The organism is Pseudomonas serboccidentalis (assembly GCF_028830055.1).
Taxonomy (GTDB): Bacteria; Pseudomonadota; Gammaproteobacteria; order Pseudomonadales; family Pseudomonadaceae; genus Aquipseudomonas; species Aquipseudomonas serboccidentalis.
This window is the reverse complement of sequence record NZ_CP101655.1, coordinates 322,655-345,186: the sequence shown is the minus strand read 5'-3', so window position 1 is coordinate 345,186 and position 22,532 is coordinate 322,655. Positions and strand designations below refer to the sequence as shown.

General features: G+C 60.1%; 19 protein-coding genes. 11 read left to right on the top strand and 8 right to left on the bottom strand.

Annotated elements, in window-relative coordinates:
* Window positions 1–4: 4 nt before the first annotated feature.
* Window positions 5–1,186: an amino acid ABC transporter permease gene (locus NN484_RS01460; RefSeq protein WP_274658478.1), complete on the bottom strand. Its 1,182-nt coding sequence runs from the start codon at window positions 1,184–1,186 to the stop codon at window positions 5–7.
* A 66-nt stretch (window positions 1,187–1,252) separates the two neighbouring features.
* The gene (locus NN484_RS01455; protein WP_103305207.1) at window positions 1,253–2,284 is read right to left on the bottom strand and encodes an amino acid ABC transporter substrate-binding protein; all 1,032 of its coding nucleotides are present in this window, start codon (window positions 2,282–2,284) and stop codon (window positions 1,253–1,255) included.
* Between the two features lie 468 nt (window positions 2,285–2,752).
* Between NN484_RS01455 and NN484_RS01450 the strand changes: the two genes are divergently transcribed.
* The 5 genes from NN484_RS01450 to NN484_RS01430 all read left to right on the top strand — a co-directional run bounded on the left by NN484_RS01450 (window position 2,753) and on the right by NN484_RS01430 (window position 8,030).
* Complete coding sequence (locus tag NN484_RS01450) at window positions 2,753–3,409, top strand: alpha/beta hydrolase (protein ID WP_215501760.1); 657 nt, start codon at window positions 2,753–2,755, stop codon at window positions 3,407–3,409.
* Between the two features lie 96 nt (window positions 3,410–3,505).
* Window positions 3,506–4,972 (top strand): ATP-dependent RNA helicase RhlB, encoded by a 1,467-nt coding sequence (rhlB, locus tag NN484_RS01445; RefSeq protein ID WP_127650898.1) that lies wholly within the window; start codon window positions 3,506–3,508, stop codon window positions 4,970–4,972.
* Between the two features lie 136 nt (window positions 4,973–5,108).
* Window positions 5,109–6,053, top strand: coding sequence for an ornithine cyclodeaminase family protein (locus tag NN484_RS01440; protein ID WP_274658477.1), 945 nt, complete (start codon window positions 5,109–5,111; stop codon window positions 6,051–6,053).
* A 129-nt stretch (window positions 6,054–6,182) separates the two neighbouring features.
* The gene (locus tag NN484_RS01435) at window positions 6,183–7,310 is read left to right on the top strand and encodes an NAD(P)/FAD-dependent oxidoreductase (RefSeq protein ID WP_274658476.1); all 1,128 of its coding nucleotides are present in this window, start codon (window positions 6,183–6,185) and stop codon (window positions 7,308–7,310) included.
* Between the two features lie 93 nt (window positions 7,311–7,403).
* Window positions 7,404–8,030: a helix-turn-helix transcriptional regulator gene (locus NN484_RS01430; RefSeq protein ID WP_064586076.1), complete on the top strand. Its 627-nt coding sequence runs from the start codon at window positions 7,404–7,406 to the stop codon at window positions 8,028–8,030.
* 84 nt (window positions 8,031–8,114) lie between these two features.
* Here NN484_RS01430 and NN484_RS01425 read toward each other — a convergent pair whose 3' ends face one another.
* The 6 genes from NN484_RS01425 to NN484_RS01400 all read right to left on the bottom strand — a co-directional run bounded on the left by NN484_RS01425 (window position 8,115) and on the right by NN484_RS01400 (window position 13,354).
* Window positions 8,115–8,891: an ABC transporter substrate-binding protein gene (locus NN484_RS01425; protein ID WP_127650902.1), complete on the bottom strand. Its 777-nt coding sequence runs from the start codon at window positions 8,889–8,891 to the stop codon at window positions 8,115–8,117.
* Between the two features lie 247 nt (window positions 8,892–9,138).
* Window positions 9,139–9,591 carry a molybdopterin synthase catalytic subunit MoaE gene (gene moaE, locus NN484_RS01420; RefSeq protein WP_215501762.1) on the bottom strand — a complete coding sequence of 151 codons (453 nt, stop codon included), beginning with the start codon at window positions 9,589–9,591 and terminating at the stop codon, window positions 9,139–9,141.
* 3 nt (window positions 9,592–9,594) lie between these two features.
* Entirely contained in the window at window positions 9,595–9,837 is a 243-nt protein-coding gene (moaD, locus tag NN484_RS01415) for a molybdopterin converting factor subunit 1 (protein WP_103521386.1), read from the bottom strand.
* A complete protein-coding gene (gene moaC / locus NN484_RS01410) occupies window positions 9,834–10,307 on the bottom strand; it encodes a cyclic pyranopterin monophosphate synthase MoaC (protein WP_007972660.1) in 474 nt (157 codons plus the stop codon). Before moaC ends, moaD begins: the two co-directional genes overlap by 4 nt.
* 238 nt (window positions 10,308–10,545) lie before the next feature.
* Window positions 10,546–11,940, bottom strand: coding sequence for a PhoH family protein (locus NN484_RS01405; protein WP_215501763.1), 1,395 nt, complete (start codon window positions 11,938–11,940; stop codon window positions 10,546–10,548).
* A 337-nt stretch (window positions 11,941–12,277) separates the two neighbouring features.
* A complete protein-coding gene (locus NN484_RS01400; protein ID WP_414892089.1) occupies window positions 12,278–13,354 on the bottom strand; it encodes a polysaccharide deacetylase family protein in 1,077 nt (358 codons plus the stop codon).
* A 312-nt stretch (window positions 13,355–13,666) separates the two neighbouring features.
* Here NN484_RS01400 and yaaA point away from each other — a divergent pair, with 312 nt between their 5' ends.
* The 6 genes from yaaA (at window position 13,667) to NN484_RS01370 (ending at window position 22,512) form a co-directional block, all read left to right on the top strand.
* Window positions 13,667–14,446, top strand: a complete 780-nt coding sequence (gene yaaA / locus NN484_RS01395) for a peroxide stress protein YaaA (protein ID WP_274658475.1) — start codon at window positions 13,667–13,669, stop codon at window positions 14,444–14,446.
* Window positions 14,447–15,258: 812 nt separating this feature from the next.
* Window positions 15,259–16,575, top strand: coding sequence for a nucleotide sugar dehydrogenase (locus NN484_RS01390; protein WP_127651066.1), 1,317 nt, complete (start codon window positions 15,259–15,261; stop codon window positions 16,573–16,575).
* 251 nt (window positions 16,576–16,826) lie between these two features.
* Window positions 16,827–18,308 carry a mannuronan synthase gene (gene alg8, locus NN484_RS01385; protein WP_425518797.1) on the top strand — a complete coding sequence of 494 codons (1,482 nt, stop codon included), beginning with the start codon at window positions 16,827–16,829 and terminating at the stop codon, window positions 18,306–18,308.
* Window positions 18,309–18,343: 35 nt separating this feature from the next.
* Window positions 18,344–19,513, top strand: a complete 1,170-nt coding sequence (locus NN484_RS01380) for an alginate biosynthesis protein Alg44 (protein ID WP_127651068.1) — start codon at window positions 18,344–18,346, stop codon at window positions 19,511–19,513.
* Between the two features lie 9 nt (window positions 19,514–19,522).
* A complete protein-coding gene (gene algK / locus NN484_RS01375; protein ID WP_274658474.1) occupies window positions 19,523–21,028 on the top strand; it encodes an alginate biosynthesis TPR repeat lipoprotein AlgK in 1,506 nt (501 codons plus the stop codon).
* The gene (locus NN484_RS01370) at window positions 21,025–22,512 is read left to right on the top strand and encodes an alginate export family protein (protein WP_274658473.1); all 1,488 of its coding nucleotides are present in this window, start codon (window positions 21,025–21,027) and stop codon (window positions 22,510–22,512) included. Before algK ends, NN484_RS01370 begins: the two co-directional genes overlap by 4 nt.
* Window positions 22,513–22,532: the final 20 nt, after the last annotated feature.

The following is a 22,532-nucleotide window of genomic DNA, read 5'->3' as shown; positions in this document are numbered from 1 at the left end:
TTCCTTACCGCTCGATCAGCGCAATGCGCTTGTTGTACCAGTTCATCAGCAGGGAGATGCTGATACTGATCGCCAGGTACACGCTCATCGTGATGGCAATCACTTCGATGGCTTGACCGGTCTGGTTAAGCACGGTGCCAGCGAACAGCGACACCATTTCCGGGTAACCGATACCGGCCGCCAGCGAGGAGTTCTTCGCCAGATTGAGGTATTGGCTGGTCAGGGGTGGAATGATCACGCGCAGGGCTTGCGGAATGATCACCTTGCGCAGGGTCGGGCCGTTGCGCAGGCCGAGCGAGCGCGCCGCTTCTGTCTGGCCATGGCTGACCGACTTGATGCCCGAACGCACGATCTCGGCGATAAACGCCGCGGTGTACACGGTCAGGGCCAGGGTCAAGGCCAGCAGTTCCGGGATCAGCACCCAGCCGCCGACGAAGTTAAAGCCTTTGAGCTCAGGCATTTCCCAGTGCAGCGGGGCGCCGAAGATCAGTGCGCACAAGGTCGGGATCACCAGCAGAATCGCCAGACCGACCCAGAACTTGTGGAACGGCACGCCGGTTTCTTCAAAGCGCTTGTTGGCCCAGCGGCACATCAGCACGATGGCGACGATGGCCAGCACCACGCTGATCACAAACGCCCAGAAACCGTCGGCGGCCAGAGCGGCCGGCATGTTCAGGCCCCGGCTGCTGACGAAGAAGGTGTCACCGAAGTTGTGGCTGTTACGCGGCCCCGGCATGGTCAGGAATACCGCGAAGTACCAGAACAGGATTTGCAGCAGCGGCGGAATGTTGCGGAACACTTCCACATACACCGTCGCCAGTTTGCTGATGATCCAGTTCTGCGACAGCCGTGCCACACCTATGATGAAACCGAGGATCGTCGCTAGAACCACGCCGATCACGGTCACCAACAGGGTGTTGAGCAGACCGATCACAAAGACGCGGGCATAGCTGTCCGCTTCGGTGTAGTCGATCAGGTGTTGAGCGATGCCGAATCCGGCACTGCGCTCCAGAAAGCCGAAACCGGAAGTAATGCCCCGGTGCTGAAGGTTGGTTTGCGTGTTGTCGAACAAGTACCAGCCCAGCGAGACCACCGCCACAACGGTAATGATCTGGAATAGCCACGCACGCACTCGTGGATCGCTGAGGCTGAGCCTCTGCTTTGGTGCGCCGATTGAATTTTGCATGAAGTGCCCCGCAAGAAATGGAACAAGAACATCACCCGGCGGTTGGCCCGCCGGGCGATAGAACCATTAGCGCACTGGTGGTGCGTACTGAATGCCGCCGTTGTTCCACAGGGCGTTCAAGCCGCGGTCGATTTCCAGCGGAGTGCTCTTGCCGAGGTTTTTCTCGAAGATTTCGCCGTAGTTGCCGACTTGTTTGACGATCTGCACAACCCAGTCTTTCGGCAGTTTCAGGTCTTTGCCGTACTCGCCGTCAGCACCGAGCATACGGGCAACGTCCGGGTTCTTGGTCGACTTGGCTTCAGCTTCAACGTTCTTCGAAGTGATGCCGGCTTCTTCGGTGTTGAGCAGCGCGTAGCCAACCCAACGGACGATTGCCAGCCACTCGTCATCACCGTTACGTACGACCGGGCCCAGCGGTTCTTTGGAAATGGTTTCCGGCAGAACCACGTAGTCCTTCGGCGATGCCAGCTTGGAGCGCTGGGCGAACAGTTGGGACTTGTCGGAGGTCAGCACGTCGCAACGACCGGATTCCAGCGACTTGGCGCTTTCATCGGAGGTGTCGAAGGTGATCGGGGTGTATTTCAGACCGTTGCCACGGAAGTAGTCGGAAACGTTCAGCTCGGTGGTGGTACCGGCCTGGATGCAGATGGTTGCACCGTCCAGCTCTTTGGCACTTTTCACGCCCAGCTTGTTGTTAACCAGGAAACCGATGCCGTCGTAGTAGGTAATGAAGCCCGGGAATTTCAGGCCCATGCCCGCGTCACGCGAACTGGTCATGGTGGTGTTACGCGACAGGATGTCGATCTCGCCCGATTGCAGCGCGGTGAAGCGCTCCTTGGCGTTCAACTGGCTGAACTTGACCTTGGTCGCGTCGCCGAATACGGCAGCGGCCACGGCGCGGCAGACGTCAGCGTCGATCCCGAGGATCTTGCCGGTTGCGTCCGGTACCGAGAAGCCCGGCAGACCGTCGCTCACGCCACACTGCACGAAACCTTTCTTCTGCACGGCATCCAGGGTTGCACCCGCCTGAGCGAACCCGCTGACGCCGAGTACTGCTGCAGCAGTCACGACCGCCAGAGTGGATTTCAACATCTTCATTCAAACCTCCAGTTTTGCTCTTGTTGTGTCGGAGCTTGAGTCCAGTCGCACCCTTTTGAGGCGTTGTTGACCCGTGTTGGCTTTTTTTGGGGTCAACCGACGTAAGACCTTCGCTATGAGTCTAGTAGGAGAAAATCCACATCATGGACAACTCACTTCTCACCAGTCGGCCGAACGGGCTGTAGCCCTTTCACGTTCGCGTTGCCCGTAGCGGCCATTGGCGAACATCCATCACCGGATTCTTTGCAATCCCGTCGCAAGTCGTACACTGATAGTGTTACCGCCACACGCGAGATCGGTTGCACGCTGAGAGCCATAGCAAAGCCCGTACCACACCGCTTGCTGAAGCGATTGCGCGACAGGTCAATAGCAAAACTTGTAGCCTTGCGACATCTTGTTAACGGATCGAACGGGCGCGCACGCAAATCACGCACTTATTGAGAGCGCCCGCACATTTTTGGAGCAGCCATGACCGAGCCCCTGATTCTTGAACCCGTAAAGCCCGCAGACGCCTGCGTGATCTGGCTGCACGGCCTCGGCGCTGACCGCTATGACTTCCTGCCGGTGGCTGAAGCCCTGCAGGAAAGCCTGTTGAGCACGCGCTTCGTATTGCCTCAGGCACCGACCCTGCCCGTCACCATCAATGGCGGTTACGAGATGCCGAGCTGGTACGACATAAAGGCCATGAGCCCGGCGCGGGCAATTGACCGTGCGCAGCTGGAAGAATCGTCAGAGCGCATCGTCAAATTGATCGAAGTGCAGCGCGAGGCCGGAATAGACGCCTCGCGAATTTTCCTCGCCGGGTTTTCCCAGGGTGGCGCCGTCGTCCTGCACACCGCCTATCTGAAGTGGCAAGGTCCGTTGGGTGGCGTACTTGCCCTGTCCACCTATGCCCCGACCTTCACCGATGAAATGGAGCTTTGCGCCAGTCAGCAGCGCATTCCGGCGTTGTGCCTGCACGGCCAGTTCGATGGCGTGGTGCAGAACTCCATGGGCCGCAGTGCCTATGAGCATTTGGTGAAGCATGGTGTCACCGTGACATGGCAGGAATACCCAATGGAGCACGAAGTGTTACCCGAAGAAATTCGCGACATCGGCGTCTGGCTGGGCGAGCGTCTACGCTGATTCGGCCGCTCAGCGGACCCCTTTGATCATCCCACTACGCCGAGCCCGCTTCTTGCATTACACTGGCCGGCGTACATTCCTTAACCAATTGATGAGATGACCGTGCTCAAAGCACTCAAGAAAATGTTCGGTAAAAGCGAGGCTGAGCAACTCGCGCCAGTCCCCAGTGCGCCGTCGCACGCCCCCGGCCCTCGCAGCGATGCGCCCAAGGCTGAACGTCCGGCTCCGGTAGCGACACCCAAGCCCGAGCCGCAACCCGTTACTGCCGCCGAACCTGTCCGCGCCGAAGCACCGAAACCGGCCAGGCCGCGCCGCGAACCGAAGCCCAAGGCACCGGTCATTCCCTGGAAACTCGAAGATTTCGTCGTCGAACCCCAGGAAGGCAAAACCCGCTTCCACGATTTCAAACTCGCTCCGGAACTGATGCATGCCATCCAGGACCTGGGCTTCCCGTACTGCACACCGATCCAGGCGCAGGTGCTGGGTTTCACCCTCGCCGGCAAAGATGCCATCGGCCGCGCACAGACCGGTACCGGCAAGACGGCCGCGTTCCTGATCTCGATCATTACCCAGTTGTTGCAGACCCCGCCGCCGAAAGAACGCTACATGGGCGAGCCCCGTGCGCTGATCATCGCGCCGACCCGCGAGCTGGTGGTGCAGATCGCCAAGGACGCCGCTGACCTGACCAAGTACACCGGCCTCAACGTCATGACGTTCGTCGGCGGCATGGACTTCGACAAGCAGCTCAAGCACCTCGAAGCGCGTCACTGCGACATCCTCGTCGCCACCCCAGGCCGTCTGCTCGACTTCAACCAGCGCGGCGACGTGCACCTGGACATGGTCGAAGTGATGGTGCTGGACGAAGCCGACCGCATGCTCGACATGGGCTTCATCCCGCAGGTGCGGCAGATCATTCGTCAGACCCCGCCGAAGGCCGAGCGCCAGACCCTGCTGTTCTCCGCGACCTTCACCGAAGACGTGATGAACCTGGCCAAGCAGTGGACCACCGATCCTGCCATCGTCGAAATCGAAGTCACCAACGTGGCCAACGAAAACGTCGAGCAGCACATCTACGCGGTGGCCGCTGCCGACAAATACAAACTGCTCTACAACCTGGTCAACGACAACGGTTGGGAGCGGGTGATCGTGTTTGCCAACCGCAAGGACGAAGTACGGCGCATCGAAGAGCGCCTGGTGCGTGACGGCATCAACGCCGCGCAACTGTCCGGCGACGTGCCGCAGCACAAGCGCATCAAGACTCTGGAAGGCTTCCGTGAAGGCAAGATCCGCGTACTGGTGGCCACCGATGTCGCCGGTCGCGGTATTCACATCGACGGCATCAGCCACGTGATCAACTTCACCCTGCCGGAAGTCCCGGACGACTACGTGCACCGCATTGGTCGTACCGGTCGCGCTGGCGCTGACGGCGTGTCGATCAGCTTCGCCGGCGAGGACGATTCCTACCAGTTGCCGTCCATCGAAGAGAAGCTGGGCCGCAAAATCAGCTGCGAAACCCCGCCGACGCATCTGCTGCGTGCGGTTGAGCGCAAGCGTCCGCAATAAGCGCCCCAAAAAACAAAAAGCGCAGTCGGCAACGACTGCGCTTTTTTTTCGTCCAGCGTTTCATCAGGCGCTTGCGAGAGACAACTAAAAGTCCATAATGGACAAATTAGTTTAGATTTAATCTCCGGAGCCTGACATGTCCAGTACGCCCTACGTGATCGACCAACGCCAGGCCCGCGAGCTGCTGGCGCGCATCGACGTGCCGCAGATCCTGCGCAAACTGTTTCGCGACCTCGCCGCCGGTCACGCCGTGCAACCGCCGCAGCAATGGGTGGAATTCCCGCAGGGCGCCGGCGACTTCATCAATTATCTGGGTGTGCTGGCCGAAGACGGCGTGTACGGGGTCAAGACTTCGCCGTACGTCGTCCGTGAACAAGGCCCGCTGGTGACGGCGTGGACCCTGTTGATGTCGATGCACACCGGCCAGCCGCTGCTGCTGTGCGATGCCGGCGAACTGACCACCGCGCGTACCGCCGCGACCACGGCGGTGGCAGTCGATGCCCTCGCCCCGCTCAATGCCTCGCGTCTGGCGATCATCGGCAGTGGCAAGGTCGCTCAGGCGCATCTGCACTACGTGAAAGGCCTGCGTGACTGGCAGAGCATCAGCGTGTATTCGCCAAGCCTGGCTGAAGACGCTGAAACCCAGACGCTCATGAAACAGGTTTCCCCTCGATTGCAGATTGCCGACAGCCGCGACGACGCCCTCGCCGAGGCCGACGTGATCATGCTCTGCACCTCGTCCGCCGGGCCGGTGATCGACCCGGTCACCTTGAGCAAACCGGCGCTGATCACCTCGATCAGCACCAACGCCCCGCGCGCCCATGAAGTGCCGCCGCAATGCCTCCACGCCATGCAGGTGTTCTGCGACTATCGACTGACCACGCCGGGCTCGGCGGGTGAGATGCTGATCGCGACGGAGCAGCATGGCTGGGACAAGTCTGCGATTGTCGGTGACCTTGCCGACCTGCTCAGCGAGAAAGTTTCGCGCCCCGGTTACGACCGTCACGTGTTTTTCCGTTCAATCGGCTTGGGCCTGGAAGACATCGCGCTGGCCAATGCGGTTTATCACCTCAAGCACTGACCCCTCGATCCCTTGTAGGAGCCGTCGAAGGCTGCGATCTTTTGATTTTTAAAAGGCAAGATCAAAAGATCGCAGCCTCGTTTCACTCGTCAGCTCCTACAGAGAACCTCAATGACTCAGGAGACGTTCATGAGCCAGGCAGATTTCATCATCATCGGCGGCGGGATTGCCGGCGCTTCCACCGGTTTCTGGCTGTCGCCGCACGCCAAAGTGATTGTGCTGGAGCGCGAATCGCACCCGGCCTACCACTCCACCGGACGCTCGGCGGCGCTCTACACCGCCGCATACGGAACGCCACAGGTGCGGGCGCTGACGCTGGCCAGCCGGGCTTTTTTCGATCACCCGCCCAGCGGCTTCTGCGAGCATCCATTGCTCACACCGCGCGGCGAAATGACCGTCGATTTCACCGGCGATGACGCCGAACTGAACCACCAGTACCTCAGCGCCAAAGCCACAGTGCCGGAGATGCAGTTGCTCAGCGCCGACGAAGCCTGCGCACGCCTGCCGATCCTGCGTCGGGAAAAGGTCCACGGCGCGATCTACGACCCGACCGCCAGCGACATCGACACCGACGCCCTGCATCAGGGTTACCTGCGCGGTATCCGCCGCAACAACGGCGAGGTGCACACCGATTGCGAGGTACTGGGCCTGAGTCGCGACGCTGACGGCCAGTGGCAAGTGCAAACCAATAGCCAGACATTCAGCGCCCCAGTGGTGATCAACGCCGCCGGCGCCTGGGCTGACAAGATCGGCGCATTGGCTGGCGCAAAATCGCTGGGCCTGCAACCCAAGCGCCGCGCCGCGTTCATCTTCGCCGGCCCCGAAGGCGTCGACAGTCATCACTGGCCGATGCTGGTCAGCCTCGACGAGTCGTTCTACATGAAACCCGACGCCGGGATGTTCCTCGGCTCGCCGGCCAATGCCGACCCGGTCGAACCGCATGACGTGCAGCCGGAAGAGCTGGACATCGCCATGGGCATCTATCAGATCGAAGAAGCCACGACCTTGACCATCCGCCGCCCGACCCGCACCTGGGCCGGTTTGCGCAGTTTTGTCGCGGACGGTGATCTGCTCAGCGGTTTCGATCCGCAAGTGCCAGGGCTGTTCTGGGTCGCGGCCCAGGGCGGTTACGGCATTCAGACTTCGCCGGCCATGGGCCAGGCCAGCGCGGCATTGGTGCGGGGTCAGTCGCTGCCCGAGGCTCTGCAGCAGGTCGGCCTGAGCAGCGCCATGCTCTCCCCCGCACGGCTGGGCTGAGCACCCTCGCGGATGACGCGCCCAACGGATTGCGGCACACTCGCAGCGCCCCCTGTTCACGGGGGCGTTGACGCCGCCTGGAGTTCCACAACCATGACCGCCCCCGAATTCGATCCGGCACTGGATAACTTCCGTGCCGTCGCCGACGCCATCGCCACGCTGTTCTTTCCCCACGCCGAAGTGGTGCTGCACGACCTGCGCACGCAAAAGGTCGACTACATCGCCAACAACCTGTCCAAACGCGAGATCGGCGACGACTCATCGCTCGAAGACATGCTCAGCGAGGACGTCAGCGACCGCAACATCGGCCCGTATGAAAAACTGAATTGGGACGGCCAGAAGATTCGCAGCCTGAGCACGGTGCTGCGCGACAGCGAAGGCCGGCCGCTGGCGGTACTGTGCATCAATCTGAATATTTCGCTGTTCGAGAATGCCAAGGCCGCGCTGGACCTGTTCCTGTCGCCGAGCAAACTGATCCCGCAACCGGACTCCCTGTTTCGAGATGACTGGCAGGAACGCATCAACACCTTCCTCCACGCCTGGCTGCGCGAACGCCAACTGAGCCTGAATCTGCTGACCCGCGATCACAAGCGCGAACTGGTGCTGGCACTGCACGCCGAGGGCGCGTTCAAGGGCAAGAGCGCCTCGAACTATGTGGCCAATGTGCTGAACATGGGACGGGCGACGGTGTACAAGCATTTGAAGGAATTGAAGGGCTGAAAATCAAAAGATCGCAGCCTGCGGCAGCTCCTACAGGAGAATGCATTCCTATGTAGGAGCTGCCGAAGGCTGCGATCTTTTCTATCAATCGCCGTAAATGTCAGACTTGAAATATTTCTCGGAAATCTTCTGATACTCGCCACTCGCACGAATCCCGTCGATGGCCGTGTTCAACTCGCTGACCAGCTCGCCATTACCCTTGCGCACCGCAATCCCCGCGCCCTCACCCACGTATTTCGGGTCTTTCAGTTCCGGCCCGACAAACGCAAAGCCCTTGCCACGGGGCATCGACAGGAAGTCCGTCAGCGGAATGGTGTCGGCAAAAATCGCATCGAGGCGCCCGGCCGCCAGGTCCATGTAGATCTCTTCGTTGTTGCTGTAACGCTTGACGTTGATGCCCTTCGGCTCGAATACCTCGGTGGCATAACGGTCGGTGGTGGTCGCGCGCTGCACGCCAACGTTCTTGCCCTTGAGGCTGGCGTATTGATCATCGACCGTGGCGCCTTCCTTCATCACCAGTCGCGACGAGGTGAAGTAGTACTTGTGGGTGAAATCCACTGACTTCTTGCGATCTTCATTAATGGTCATCGACGACAGCGCCATGTCGATTTTTTTCACTTTCAGCGAAGGAATCAGGCCATCGAACTCACCCTCCACCCATACGCACTTGACCTTCATTTGCGCGCACAGGGCATTACCGATGTCGTAGTCGAAACCGACGATTTCACCCTTGTCGGTTTTCGAAGCGAACGGCGGGTAAGCCGCCTCGATGCCGATGCGCAGGGTTTTCTCGGCGGCAAACGAGCTGGTGCACGCCAACAGGCTCAGGGCCAGACCGGTGATGAGGGGGAGTTTCTTCATGTTCGTTCTCTCGCGGGTTGTTGTTGGTTTGGCAAGACAGAAGAAAGAGCTGGAACGGGGGAAATGTTTTTTGTACTTGTAAATCCATACTGGACTTTTATGTATAACCCGTCAATCGGGCAAAGAGGCAGGATTTTTTTGTATGGCGGATGGCGCTATCGCGAGCAGGCTCACTCCTTCAGGGGAACGCATTCCAACTGTAGGAGTGAGCCTGCTCGCGATGGCTGACTTGAGGGCGACGCGGGTTTTACTTCTTCCAGCGATCGGCGGCGGCATGATCACTGTCACGCCCCTCGACCCAACGCGGGCCGTCGCTGGTGGTTTCTTTCTTCCAGAACGGCGCACGGGTTTTCAGGTAGTCCATGACAAAGGCGCAGGCATCGAACGCCGCCTGACGATGGGCACTGGCCGCGCCGACAAACACGATCGGCTCGCCCGGCTCCAGTGCGCCGATGCGGTGCAACACTTCCAGCTTGAGCAACGGCCAGCGCTGCTCGGCCTCGACGGCGATCTTGCCGAGGGCTTTTTCAGTCATGCCCGGGTAGTGTTCGAGGAACATCCCGGCCACATCCAGCCCGTCATTGAAGTCGCGCACATAGCCGACAAAGCTCACCACTGCACCGACGCCAACGTTGGCCGCGTGCATCGCGTTGACTTCAGCACCGGGATCGAACGCCATGGACTGCACACGAATCGCCATGCCTCAGCCTCCGGTCACGGTGGGGAAAAACGCCACTTCGTCACCGTCGCTCACCGGCTCGTCGAGCTGGCACAGGTCTTCGTTGCGCGCACACATCAGGTTCTGCTCGCTCAACACCTCGGCGCCGTCACGTTGCGCGAGCAGTGCACGCACGTCATCGACAGTGGCGAAATCACCTTCGACCGCCACCGAGTCCACGCCCAGCGCTTCACGGTAACGGGCGAAAAACTTCACGGTCAGGTTCATGGCTGCTCCGCCTGGAAGTGCCCGCTCTTGCCGCCGACCTTCTCCAGCAGACGCACGCTTTCGATGGTCATGCCGCGGTCCACGGCCTTGCACATGTCGTAGATAGTCAGTGCGGCAACGCTGGCGGCGGTCAATGCTTCCATCTCCACGCCGGTCTGCCCGGACAGCTTGCAGCGCGCGACGATGCGCACGCTGTCGTCACCTTCAGCACTGAGTTCGACTTTGACGCCGGTGAGCATCAGCGGATGGCACAGCGGGATCAGATCACTGGTTTTCTTCGCCGCCTGAATGCCGGCGATACGCGCCACGGCAAACACATCACCCTTGGGATGGCCGCCACTGACGATCATCTGCAGGGTTTCGGGCAGCATGCGCACCAGCGCCTGGGCGGTCGCCTCGCGGAACGTCACGGCTTTTTCGGTGACGTCGACCATGTTGGCGCGACCTTGGGAATCGAGATGAGTCAGCACGGGATTACTCCTGATCAGGAGCTGGGATTGTAAACCTGCGGGTCAAATTTCCGCGAGCGCGATTACAGCCACACCGCAAATCCCTGTAGGAGTGAGCCTGCTCGCGATAGCGGTCTGACATTCAGCATTAATGTCGACTGATACACCGCTATCGCGAGCAGGCTCACTCCTACGGGGGTTGTGTATTTATCCATAAAAAACCGGGCAGCTTGTGGGCCGCCCGGTTCTGATCGAAGGGTTACAGATGCGATTCGGCGTATTCGGCCAGAATCGAGCGCGGCACACCCTGCAGGGTGATGTGCACACCGTTGGGGAAATCCTTGAAGCGTTCGGTCAGGTAGGTCAGCCCGGAACTGGTCGCGGACAGGTAAGGGGTATCGATCTGTGCCAGGTTGCCCAGGCACACCACTTTGGAACCGGCGCCGGCCCGGGTGATGATGGTCTTCATCTGGTGCGGCGTGAGGTTCTGGCATTCGTCGATCAGGATCAGGCTCTGCTGGAAGCTGCGACCGCGAATGTAGTTGAGCGATTTGAACTGCAACGGCACTTTGCTGAGGATGTAGTCGACGCTGCCATGGGTGTTTTCGTCATCCATGTGCAAGGCTTCGAGGTTGTCGGTGATGGCGCCCAGCCAAGGCTCCATTTTTTCCGCTTCGGTGCCGGGCAGGAAGCCGATTTCCTGGTCCAGGCCCTGCACGCTGCGGGTGGCGATGATCCGCCGATAGCGTTTGCTGACCATGGTCTGCTCGATCGCAGCGGCCAGCGCCAGAATGGTTTTACCCGAACCCGCCGCCCCCGATAGGTTGACCAGGTGAATGTCCGGATCCAGCAACGCATACAGCGCCAGGCTCTGATAGATATCCCGTGGCTTGAGCCCCCAGGCTTCCTGGTGCAGCAGCGGTTCCTGGTGCAGATCGAGGATCAGCAACTTGTCTTCCTGGATTTCCTTGATCCAGCCGACAAAGCCTTGTTCGTCAATGATGAACTCGTTGATGTGCACCGCCGGCAGGTTGTCGATCAGTTGCACCTGATGCCAGGTGCGGCCGTGATCCTGACGGGTGTCGACCTTGCTGACGCGGTCCCAGAAAGAGCCGGTCATGTTGTGGTAGCCGTTGGGCAGCAGGGACACGTCATCGACCAGTTGGTCGGTGCTGTAGTCCTCGGCATCGATCCCGCAGGCGCGCGCCTTGAGGCGCATGTTGATGTCTTTGGTGACCAGCACCACGGCCTTCTTCGGATCACGGGTGTGCAGGTCGATCAGTTGGTTGATGATTTTGTTGTCGTTCAGATGCTCGGGCAGAATCAGGTTCGACTCGGCCTGCTTGCTCATCAGAATTGACAGCAAGCCCTTCGGCCCGCCCTTGCCGCGCTGGATCGGCACACCCAGCTCGACGTCCTCGGGGGAGGCATCGCCCAGGGTCTTGTCGATCAGCCGGATAGCCTGGCGGCATTCGGCAGCAACGCTGTGATGCCCGCTCTTGAGCTTGTCCAGCTCTTCGAGCACGGTCATCGGGATCGCGACGTGGTGTTCTTCGAAATTCAGCAGGGCATTTGGATCGTGAATCAATACGTTGGTATCGAGTACATAAAGGATTGGCTGGTTGGAAGAAGGGCTACGTCCGTGATCATCCATACTCGGTCACCTTTGTGGGAGCCATTCGACGCAATACCTGGGCGGTGCTGCGCCTCGAAGTGACTGCCGAATTCATCCCTGAGGGTTTGGATGAACTGCACACAAAAGGAGTCTTGGAAGACGCCACCTGTGTTGCAGGTTTCGGCGGTCTGTCCTCGTAATACTCCAAAACCCATGACATAAAAAAGCACTTTGACGGTTTTTTTAAGTTTATTTTGCAGAGTGACGAAAAGCCCTTGGCGGACCGCCCAGACCCCGCTAAAGTCGGAAGTCCGCCTGCATCGAATTCTCATCAAAAATCGCCCCAAGCCCAATGTTTCCGGGCTTTTTTCGTTTATCAGCGAAACCCGTCCTGACAATCCTCCCAGCCGATTCCGCTTTGCGCGGTTTGCGTGATCAGCCACGGCAACGCGGTCTTCACCGCATCCTGTTTCATGTTGAAATTGATCACCCCGTGGCGCCACAAGAGCATCAGGGTCAGCACTCGCTGCGCACTCGGCGCCCCTTTGAGCTTGCCCGCACCGTCCTGGGCATCGATGTCCCACAGCGCCACTTGCAGGCCCTGATTGCGGAAGAAGCTGCCGGCATCACTGCGCCGTTGCCCTTCCGGCGGACGGAACAGCGGCACGTAGTTTTCCGGCAACTTGTTCCTCACCAGATCACTGCTGCGGCGCACCGAGTCCTGCCAGTCCTGCCAGTGGCTGTGAGAGCGGAACTCCCAGCCCTGCACGCCAACACAGAGATTCGAGAACTCCGATTGCAGGTTGTTCACCGAACGATCCGCCAATCGCGCCTGCACATCCTTGCCCAACAAGAAGAAGGTGCCGCTCAAACGGGATTTACGCAGGTAGTCGGCGATCCAGTCGGTGTTGTCCGGCTGCAGATTGGCGGCGCTGTCGAAACTCAGCAGAAACAGCCGATCGTGCATCTCGTCGCCGTTACGCTCGTAGTCGCCAAAACGATCGACTTCGCTGCTGGTCTGCGGCGACAGCGCGGCCTTGCGCATCAGCTCGTCCAGGTATTGCAAATGAAACAGCCGGCTCGGCTCGGCCCACTTGGTGTAATAGCTGTCGTCACTGACCGCAAATTTGGCGGCCTGCTCGCGCAACGTTGGCAAGTCTTCGACGAGGAAGCAGAACGAGGCGTCCTGGTCGCAGCTCTGCTGGGCGAAGTTGTAGTTGGCCAACAGGCGTGCCCACAGCCGCTGACGCAGGCTGTTGATCGCGTCGACATTGACCGTGCGCAGCCCCAGTCGCTGGGCCAGCGCGGCTTCATCCAGCGCTTCGGTACCGAGCAGGCCACGGGCGAACATAAGGATTTCCGCGCGGGACGCGACGTCGAACAGGGTCGGGCTGCCGAGCTGCTCCGGCCAGGTGCTGCGATCCAGCGTCGCCACATCACCCGGCGCCGCCATGGCACCGAAGCTCAACAGCCACGCGGTGAATAAAAGAACAATGCGCAAAGGGGTGTCTCCATAACCAAACCCGCGCGGCACTATAGCTGATAAGCCACCCATTCCCGCAGCCACACCGATCCCCTGTAGGAGTGAGCCTGCTCGCGATAGTGGTGTATCAGTCGACATTAATGCTGAATGTCAGACCGCTATCGCGAGCAGGCTCACTCCTACAGGGATCGTGGCGGGCCATCGATCACCTATCACGCTCATAGCTGGAGTCAACTCGGACAACCCCCTAGAATCGCCCCCACGATTAAAGGAGACGACTTCATGCTGATGGTGATTTCCCCCGCCAAGACCCTCGATTACGAAACACCGCCGGCGACCCAGCGCTTCACCCAGCCGCAATACCTCGACCACTCCCAGGAGCTGATCCAGCAACTGCGCGAACTGAGCCCGGCGCAAATCAGCGAACTGATGCACGTGTCCGACAAGATCGGCGGCCTCAACGCCGCACGTTTCGGCAGCTGGACACCCGCCTTCACCCCGGAAAACGCCAAGCAGGCCCTGCTCGCGTTCAAGGGTGATGTGTACACCGGTCTCGACGCGCAATCGTTCAGCGAAGCCGAGTTCGATTACGCGCAAAAGCACCTGCGCATGCTCTCCGGCCTCTATGGCCTGCTGCGTCCACTGGACCTGATGCAAGCGTATCGTCTGGAAATGGGCACCAAACTGGCCAATGCCCGTGGCAAGGATCTGTACGCCTTCTGGGGCACGCGCATCAGCGAATGGCTCAACGAAGCGCTCGCCGAGCAAGGTGATGACGTGCTGCTGAACCTGGCCTCGAACGAGTACTTCTCGGCGGTCAAACGCAGCGCCCTGAACGCACGAATCATCAACACCGAGTTCAAGGACCTGAAGAACGGTCAGTACAAGATCATCAGTTTCTACGCCAAAAAAGCCCGTGGCCTGATGAGCCGTTTCGTGATTCAGGAGCGAATCAACGATCCGGCCGCCCTCAAACAGTTCGATGTGCAGGGCTACCGCTACAGCGTCGAACAGTCGAAACCCGACAATCTGGTGTTTTTGCGCGACCACGCCCCAGAATAAAGCATGCCCATTGCACGACTCTTTCTATAAAGAGTCGTGCAGCTCGCACGACGTCAAAAATCCCCCGCCACATTTCGCCGCTTTATTGGCGCCATAAAATTGTCCCCTCGAATTCTAATTTTAGTTTCACTCGACAGCCGCACTTTTTTTTCAGTAGTGGCACGTAAATTTTTTTACGGTAGTGGCACAAAACTATCTGGCTCGATTAAGGGCCTATTAATAAAGGCTCAAATCGAAAGTGCTATCAGATTGAGACCAGTGCCATCTTTGGCAATATTTCAAAAAATTTCAGATTTGCCGATGAGTGGGTAGGAACTATGTCCAAATGCATAGCTCATACCACCGGTAACGATTCTCGCCGAGTTTGTACGAGATAACTTACGCAGAGCGGAGAACCATGTAACCAAGTTGTCACAGCAACTTGCCTAGATGGTTCACTCATCTGAACAACTAACGATGGATAGGTGATACGCACCATAAACATCCTCTACAAGGCCAAAGGCTGCGCCCCTGTAACCGTGCTCGCCTGAGCACCCAACCGCTTGATCTACGGGCCTTACGCCCGACATCAGGTGGACTGGACACATGCACAAGAGTCTTCCACCAAGAAGATCGGCTGCATAACAGGGCAAGTCATAACAACTAGGCCTAGTTGCGCACATCTTGAGTGCACTTATTTAGACACTCGGAACTTAGTATGCCTGCACACGGCATTGTGGCGTCTGTATGCCGCACTTTCGAGTGCACTATGACCGCTGAACACCATTAACTCCGGCCATCTAATGGCTTGATAAAACACAGAGGTAATTGCGATGCGCATCAGCATATTTGGTTTGGGTTACGTTGGCGCAGTGTGTGCCGGTTGCCTGTCTGCACGGGGCCACGACGTGGTTGGCGTCGATGTTGCCAAAGACAAGATCGACATGATCAACGCCGGCAAGTCGCCGATTGTTGAACCGGGTCTGGGCGAACTTCTGGCTCAGGGTATCGAGACCGGTCGTCTGCGCGGTACTACCAACTTCGCCGAGGCGATTCGTGACACCGACCTGTCGATGATCTGCGTCGGTACACCAAGCAAGAAGAACGGCGACCTGGAACTGAACTACATCGAAGCGGTGTGCCGCGAGATCGGTTTCGTCCTGCGTGAAAAATCTACCCGCCACACCATCGTAGTCCGCAGCACCGTGCTGCCGGGTACTGTCGCCAACGTGGTGATCCCGATCCTCGAAGACTGCTCCGGCAAGAAGGCCGGCGTCGATTTCGGCGTCGCGGTCAACCCGGAATTCCTGCGCGAATCCACCGCGATCAAGGACTACGACCTGCCACCGATGACCGTCATCGGCGAGTTCGACAAGGCCTCGGGCGACGTTCTGCAATCGCTGTACGAAGAACTCGACGCGCCGATCATCCGCAAGGACATCGCCGTCGCCGAGATGATCAAGTACACCTGCAACGTCTGGCACGCGACCAAAGTGACCTTCGCCAACGAGATCGGCAACATCGCCAAAGCAGTCGGCGTCGATGGCCGTGAAGTGATGGACGTGGTCTGCCAGGACAAGACCCTCAACCTGTCCCAGTACTACATGCGCCCGGGCTTCGCCTTCGGCGGTTCGTGCCTGCCCAAAGACGTGCGCGCCCTGACCTATCGCGCCGGTTCGCTGGACGTCGAAGCGCCGCTGCTCAACTCGCTGATGCGCAGCAACGAATCGCAAGTGCAGAACGCCTTCGACATCGTTGAAAGCCACGACAAACGCAAAGTCGCCCTGCTCGGCCTGAGCTTCAAGGCCGGTACCGACGACCTGCGCGAAAGTCCGCTGGTGGAACTGGCCGAAATGCTGATCGGCAAGGGCTACGACCTGAGCATCTACGACAGCAACGTCGAGTACGCCCGTGTTCACGGCGCGAACAAGGACTACATCGAGTCGAAGATCCCGCACGTGTCGTCCCTGCTCAACTCGGACTTCGATTCGGTGATCGACAACTCCGACGTGATCATCCTCGGCAACCGCGACGAGAAGTTCCGCTCGCTGGCCCAGCAAGCACCGCAAGGCAAACAGGTCATCGACCTGGTGGGCTTCATGGCCAAAGCCACCAATGCCGGTACTCGCACCGAAGGTATCTGCTGGTAAAGCAGACGTTGCGCGCCGCCGCGTAACCCATAGGCGGCGCGCAACCAATGTGTGAACCCGAATGTAGGAGCTGCCGAAGGCTGCGATCTTTGCCCCAAACACTTGAGTCCCGAGTGGACCGGCAAAGATCAACAGATCGCAGCCTTCGGCAGCTCCTACAGGGTTCGCCCGAATTGCGCGTGACATCGCAGTTCTTTGTAAGCCTGCCTTAACCCCATCGGGCTCGCCCGAGATAGAGACGGATGCAGATTATGCACAGGCTAAAGCACGGCCTACTTCAGGCCGCCGGTTGGCTGTTTTACCTCAGTTTGTTGATGGGCCTGGCCTTGATGCTGCCCACGTCCACGTTCGACTCCGAGTCGAAGGACTTCATTTTCCTGATTGGCGCCGTGGGTATCTGGCGCTACTCGATGGGTGCAACGCACTTTGTGCGCGGCATGATTTTTCTCTACATCGTCTACCCGCACCTGCGCCGCAAATTGCGCAAGCTGGGTAAAGCGGCGGACCCGTCGCATGTGTTTCTGATGGTCACCAGTTTCCGTATCGACGCGCTCACCACGGCGCAGGTCTACAGCTCGGTGATCCGCGAAGCCATCGACTGCGAACTGCCGACCACCGTGGTCTGCTCGATCGTGGAAATGTCCGATGAGCTGCTGGTCAAGGCACTGTGGGCACGGATGAATCCGCCGGCACGGGTCAAACTCGACTTCGTGCGCATTCCCGGCACCGGCAAACGTGATGGCCTGGCCTATGGTTTCCGCGCGATCTCCCGTCACCTGCCGGACGACCGCGCCGTGGTGGCCGTGATCGATGGCGACACCGTGCTCGGCGAAGGCACCGTGCGCAAGACCGTGCCGTGGTTCCAGCTGTTCGGCAATGTCGGCGGCCTGACCACCAACGAGTTCTGCGAAGTGCGCGGCGGCTACATCATGAGCGAATGGCACAAGCTGCGTTTCGCCCAGCGTCACATCAACATGTGCTCGATGGCCCTGTCCAAGCGCGTGCTGACCATGACCGGACGCATGTCGGTGTTCCGCGCCACCGTGGTCACCAACCCGGAATTCATCGCCGACGTTGAAAGCGACTCGCTGCAACACTGGCGCCTGGGCCGCTTCAAGTTCCTCACCGGCGACGACAAGTCGAGCTGGTTCAGCCTGATGCGCCTGGGTTACGACACCTTTTACGTGCCGGATGCGGCGATCAACACCGTTGAGCACCCGCCGGAAAAGAGCTTCATCAAGGCCAGCCGCAAATTGATGTTCCGCTGGTACGGCAACAACCTGCGCCAGAACTCGCGAGCTTTGGGCCTGGGTGTGAAACGCCTCGGCGCCTTCACCTCGGTGGTGCTGTTCGACCAGCGCGTGTCGATGTGGACGTCGCTGCTGGGCCTGACCGTGGCGATCATCGCCAGCTTCAAATACGGCACCGCGTTCATCCTGGTTTACCTGCTGTGGATCGGCATCACCCGTCTGATTCTGACGCTGTTGCTGTCCTGCTCCGGTCACCGGATCGGCCCGGCTTACCCGGCGATTCTCTATTACAACCAGATCGTCGGTGCGCTGGTGAAGATCTACGTGTTCTTCCGCCTCGACCAACAATCCTGGACTCGCCAACCCACTTCCCTGACCCGTGATCTCGCCAGCTTTCAACGTTGGTTCAACACCTGGTCGTCTCGGACCATGACCTTCTCCGCCGGCAGCATTTTCGTCGCCGTGCTGCTGATGATGGTCTGACCCGCCCCTATTGAATTAACAAGGAAATCGCCCCTATGAATACCGCCGTCAACGCCAACGTAGTGCATGAATCCGAAGCCCAGCGTCAGCACGCCCGAGTGAAAATCCCGGCCAAACTGCGTTTCTTCGGCCCAGACCGGACGCCAGTCGAGGCACGGGTCATCGACCTCTCGGCCGGTGGTCTGGCGTTCAACGCCGGGCAACTGCCGCTCAAGGCCGGCGACGTGTACAAGGCGCGTCTGCAATTCGTGATCGACAACCTCGGCCTGGCCATGGACGTCGAACTGCAAGTGCGCTCCTACGACCGCCAGACCGGCCGCGCCGGTTGCCAGTTCCAGAACCTGGAACCACAGGACATCTCGACCCTGCGTCACCTGATCACTTCGCACCTGGCCGGCGACATCGTCAGCATGGGTGAAGTGCTGGCGACCCTGCAGCGCGACAACTTCACCAAGGCGCGCAAGGTCAAGGACGGCGGCCACGGCATGACCCCGTTCGGGCGTCTGAAAGCGGTGACCTTCAGCGCCGGGGTCTTCGCCATCGGCCTGGTCGCGTTCGGTTTCGTGTTCAAGTCGGTGTACGGCATGTACTTCGTCAGCCATGCGCAGGCGGGCCTGGTCAGCGTGCCGGGGATGAACATCACCATGCCGCGCGACGGCACCGTGCAGAGCCTGGTCAAGTCCGACGGCGTTGCGGCCAAAGGCGCACCGCTGGCGACCTTCAGCACCAGCATGCTCGACGTGCTCAAGGGCCATCTGGACGAAGACCAGCTGCAACCGGCCAAGGTTGAAGAACTGTTCGGCAAGCAAATGACCGGCACCCTGACCTCCCCTTGCGATTGCACCGTGGCCCAGCAACTGGTGGCTGACGGTCAGTACGCGAGCAAGGGCGACGTGATCTTCACCCTGGTACCGCGCAACACCCAGGCCACCGTCGATGCGCGCTTCTCCTATCGCCAGTTCGGCGACGTGCGTCCGGGTACGCCAGTGAGCTTCCAGATCGCCGGCGAAGACAAGACCCGCACCGGCAAGATCGTCAGCAGCACCAGCCTGAAGAGCGCCGACCTGTCTTCCGACATCCGCGTGCAGATCCAGCCGGACGAGCCGCTGGACAGCACCTTCGCCGGCCGCCCGGTGGAAGTGAACAGCGACCGTGGCCCGAACCTGAACTGGCTGATCGACAAAGCCATGGCTGCCGGTCTTTAAGTCGAGGACATGCCTGTGACTACTCATATCTTGAACACACCGCCGACCCTGTGGGAGCGAGCCTGCTCGCGATTGGATCGCCGCGGTATGTCTGATGCACCGAGTGGCTTGCATCGCGAGCAGGCTCACTCCTACATGGGGACGGTGTGTGCCTTGGCATTGGCAGTCAGTCTGGCCGGTTGCGCCGGCCTGCCCGACCAGCGTCTGGCCAACGAAGCGCTCAAGCGTGGCGACACCGCCACCGCCGCGCAGAACTACCGCGCGCTGGCCGATCTGGGTTACAGCGAAGCGCAAGTCGGCCTCGCCGATATCCAGGTCGACAGCCGCGACCCCGAGCAGATCAAACAGGCCGAGGCGACCTACCGCGCTGCCGCCGATGTTTCGCCACGGGCCCAGGCCCGTCTCGGTCGCCTGTTGGTGGCCAAGCCGGGCTCGACCGAGGCCGAGCATCACGAAGCCGAAAGCCTGCTGAAAAAAGCCGCCGCCAATGGCGAAGGCAATACGTTGATCCCGCTGGCGATGCTGTACCTGCAATACCCGCACAGCTTCCCGAACATCAACGCCCAGCAGCAGATCGATCAATGGCGCAAATCCGGCTACCCGGAAGCGGGTCTGGCCCAAGTGCTGCTGTATCGCACCCAGGGCACTTACGACCAGCACCTGGATGACGTGGAAAAGATCTGCAAAGTCGCGCTCAACACCACCGACATCTGCTACGTCGAACTGGCCACGGTCTATCAGAAACGTGCCCAGCCGGAGCAACAGGCCGAGCTGATCAAGCAGATGCAGGCCGGTTACAGCCGTGGCACGGTCAGCGCGCAGCGTGTCGATTCCGTGGCTCGTGTACTGGCCGATTCGACCCTGGGCAAGACCGACGAGAAGACCGCGCAGTCGCTGCTCGAGCCGATCGCTCCGGGCTATCCGGCGTCGTGGGTGACCCTCGCGCAACTGCTCTACGACTTCCCGGAACTGGGCGACGTCGATCAGATGATGAAGTACCTGGACAACGGCCGCGCCGCCGACCAGCCGCGCGCCGAGCTGTTGCTGGGCAAGCTCTACTACGAAGGCAAACTGGTGCCGGTCGACGCGAAAGTCGCCGAAGAACACTTTCAGAAAGCCGTCGGTCGCGAAGTCGCCGCTGATTACTACCTCGGCCAGATCTATCGCCGTGGTTACCTGGGCAAGGTCTATCCGCAGAAGGCCCTCGACCATCTGCTGACCGCTGCGCGCAACGGCCAGAACAGCGCCGACTTCGCCATCGCCCAACTGTTTTCCCAAGGCAAGGGCACCAGGCCCGACCCGCTCAACGCCTACGTGTTCAGCCAGTTGGCCAAGGCGCAGAACACCCCGCAAGCCGATGAACTGGCGACCACCCTCGCCGCGCAATTGCCGCCCGAGCGTCTGGCCGAAGCCCAGCGCCTGCTGCAACAGGAACAGGCCAGTCGTGGCGCCCAGAACCTGAACGCATTGCAACTGCACGCCCTGCAAGAAGAAGACGGCGAGGAAAAATTATGAAGTTGAATCCATTCGTGAAGGCCGGTATTGGCCTCACCTTCGCACTGATCTGGTCTTGCCCGACACTGGCTGCGATGACTGAAAGCAAGAACTTCGGCCTGGAAGTGAAAATCACCGGCCAGTCCGAAGACGACCGCGACCTCGGTACCGCACCCGGTGGCGACGTCAACGGTGTGGGCCTGGACCTGCGTCCGTGGGTCTACGGCGAAAGCGGCGCGTGGAGCGCCTACGCCATGGGCCAGGCTGTCACCTCGACCGATATCATCGAAACCGACACCCTGCAGCAGTCCGACAGCGAAAGCAGCCAGACCACCGACAACGGTGATCGCAAGACCAAGAAAAACTACTTGGCGATGCGCGAGTTCTGGGTCGGCTACAGCGGCCTCACCCCCTACCCTGGCGAAATACTCAAGTTCGGTCGCCAGCGTCTGCGCAATGATGACGGCCAGTGGCGCGACACCAACATCGAAGCGCTGAACTGGACCTTCGACACCACCCTGTTGCGCGCCAACGTCGGCGTCGCCGAACGCTTCAGCGAATACCGCACCGACTTGAAAGAGCTGGCGCCCAAAGACAAGGATCGCCTGCACGCCTACGCCGATGCCGCTTACCAGTGGACACCGGGTAACTGGGTCGGCATTCGCGGCCACCACACCCACGATGACGGCAAACTCGATTACGCCGAACCGGGTGTGCCCCGCGACTCGCTCGACAAGACCCAGAACGGTGACATCAGCTGGCTCGGCCTGACCGCCGACAGCGACGCCTACAACTGGCGCAACACCAACACCGTCAACTACTGGGGCAGCATCACCGGCATGAGCGGCGACCGTGACTCGGTCAACCCGCTGAACGCCGACGGCACCGCCCCGGCGCAAGCCAAACGCAGCGATGACATCAACGGCTGGGCCACCGACCTCGGCGTGCGCCTGCGCCTCGATCCGCAGTGGCAGGTCGGTGCGGCGTATGCCCGCGCCAGCGCCGATTACCAGCAGAACGGTCTGGAGAGCAACCGCTCCAACTACACCGGTACGCGCTCGCGGGTACACCGTTTCGGCGAAGCGTTCCGTGGCGAAATGAGCAACATGCAGACCGCCACCCTGTTCGGTTCGTGGATGCTCAACGACCAATACGACGCCAGCCTGATCTACCACAAGTTCTGGCGCGTGGACGGCAACAAGCCGGTGGGCAGCAACGGCATCAACGCCGTGGAAAACAACACCGACGACGTGACCGGCGCGATCCTCTCCAGCACCTCGCTGCCGCTGCAGGATGGCAACAAGGACCTGGGTCAGGAGATGGACCTGGTGGTCACCAAGTACTTCAAGCAAGGCCTGTTGCCGGCCGCGCTGAGCCAGTCGATCGATGAACCGTCGGCGCTGGTGCGATTCCGTGGCGGCGTGTTCAAGCCCGGGGATGCCTATGGCAGCCAGGTCGATTCGTACATGCACCGCGCGTTCATCGACGTGATCTGGCGCTTCTGATGCAAACCGCCAAGGGAGTG

Excerpts from the sequence above, each read along its gene's own strand:
- NN484_RS01460 (WP_274658478.1), bottom strand. The coding sequence starts at position 1,186 with ATGCAAAATTCAATCGGCGCACCAAAGCAGAGGCTCAGCCTCAGCGAT.
- NN484_RS01455 (WP_103305207.1), bottom strand. The coding sequence starts at position 2,284 with ATGAAGATGTTGAAATCCACTCTGGCGGTCGTGACTGCTGCAGCAGTA.
- NN484_RS01450 (WP_215501760.1), top strand. The coding sequence starts at position 2,753 with ATGACCGAGCCCCTGATTCTTGAACCCGTAAAGCCCGCAGACGCCTGC.
- rhlB (WP_127650898.1), top strand. The coding sequence starts at position 3,506 with ATGACCGTGCTCAAAGCACTCAAGAAAATGTTCGGTAAAAGCGAGGCT.
- NN484_RS01440 (WP_274658477.1), top strand. The coding sequence starts at position 5,109 with ATGTCCAGTACGCCCTACGTGATCGACCAACGCCAGGCCCGCGAGCTG.
- NN484_RS01435 (WP_274658476.1), top strand. The coding sequence starts at position 6,183 with ATGAGCCAGGCAGATTTCATCATCATCGGCGGCGGGATTGCCGGCGCT.
- NN484_RS01430 (WP_064586076.1), top strand. The coding sequence starts at position 7,404 with ATGACCGCCCCCGAATTCGATCCGGCACTGGATAACTTCCGTGCCGTC.
- NN484_RS01425 (WP_127650902.1), bottom strand. The coding sequence starts at position 8,891 with ATGAAGAAACTCCCCCTCATCACCGGTCTGGCCCTGAGCCTGTTGGCG.
- moaE (WP_215501762.1), bottom strand. The coding sequence starts at position 9,591 with ATGGCGATTCGTGTGCAGTCCATGGCGTTCGATCCCGGTGCTGAAGTC.
- moaD (WP_103521386.1), bottom strand. The coding sequence starts at position 9,837 with ATGAACCTGACCGTGAAGTTTTTCGCCCGTTACCGTGAAGCGCTGGGC.
- NN484_RS01405 (WP_215501763.1), bottom strand. The coding sequence starts at position 11,940 with ATGGATGATCACGGACGTAGCCCTTCTTCCAACCAGCCAATCCTTTAT.
- NN484_RS01400 (WP_414892089.1), bottom strand. The coding sequence starts at position 13,354 with ATGGCGGCGCCGGGTGATGTGGCGACGCTGGATCGCAGCACCTGGCCG.
- yaaA (WP_274658475.1), top strand. The coding sequence starts at position 13,667 with ATGCTGATGGTGATTTCCCCCGCCAAGACCCTCGATTACGAAACACCG.
- NN484_RS01390 (WP_127651066.1), top strand. The coding sequence starts at position 15,259 with ATGCGCATCAGCATATTTGGTTTGGGTTACGTTGGCGCAGTGTGTGCC.
- alg8 (WP_425518797.1), top strand. The coding sequence starts at position 16,827 with ATGCACAGGCTAAAGCACGGCCTACTTCAGGCCGCCGGTTGGCTGTTT.
- NN484_RS01380 (WP_127651068.1), top strand. The coding sequence starts at position 18,344 with ATGAATACCGCCGTCAACGCCAACGTAGTGCATGAATCCGAAGCCCAG.
- algK (WP_274658474.1), top strand. The coding sequence starts at position 19,523 with ATGCCTGTGACTACTCATATCTTGAACACACCGCCGACCCTGTGGGAG.
- NN484_RS01370 (WP_274658473.1), top strand. The coding sequence starts at position 21,025 with ATGAAGTTGAATCCATTCGTGAAGGCCGGTATTGGCCTCACCTTCGCA.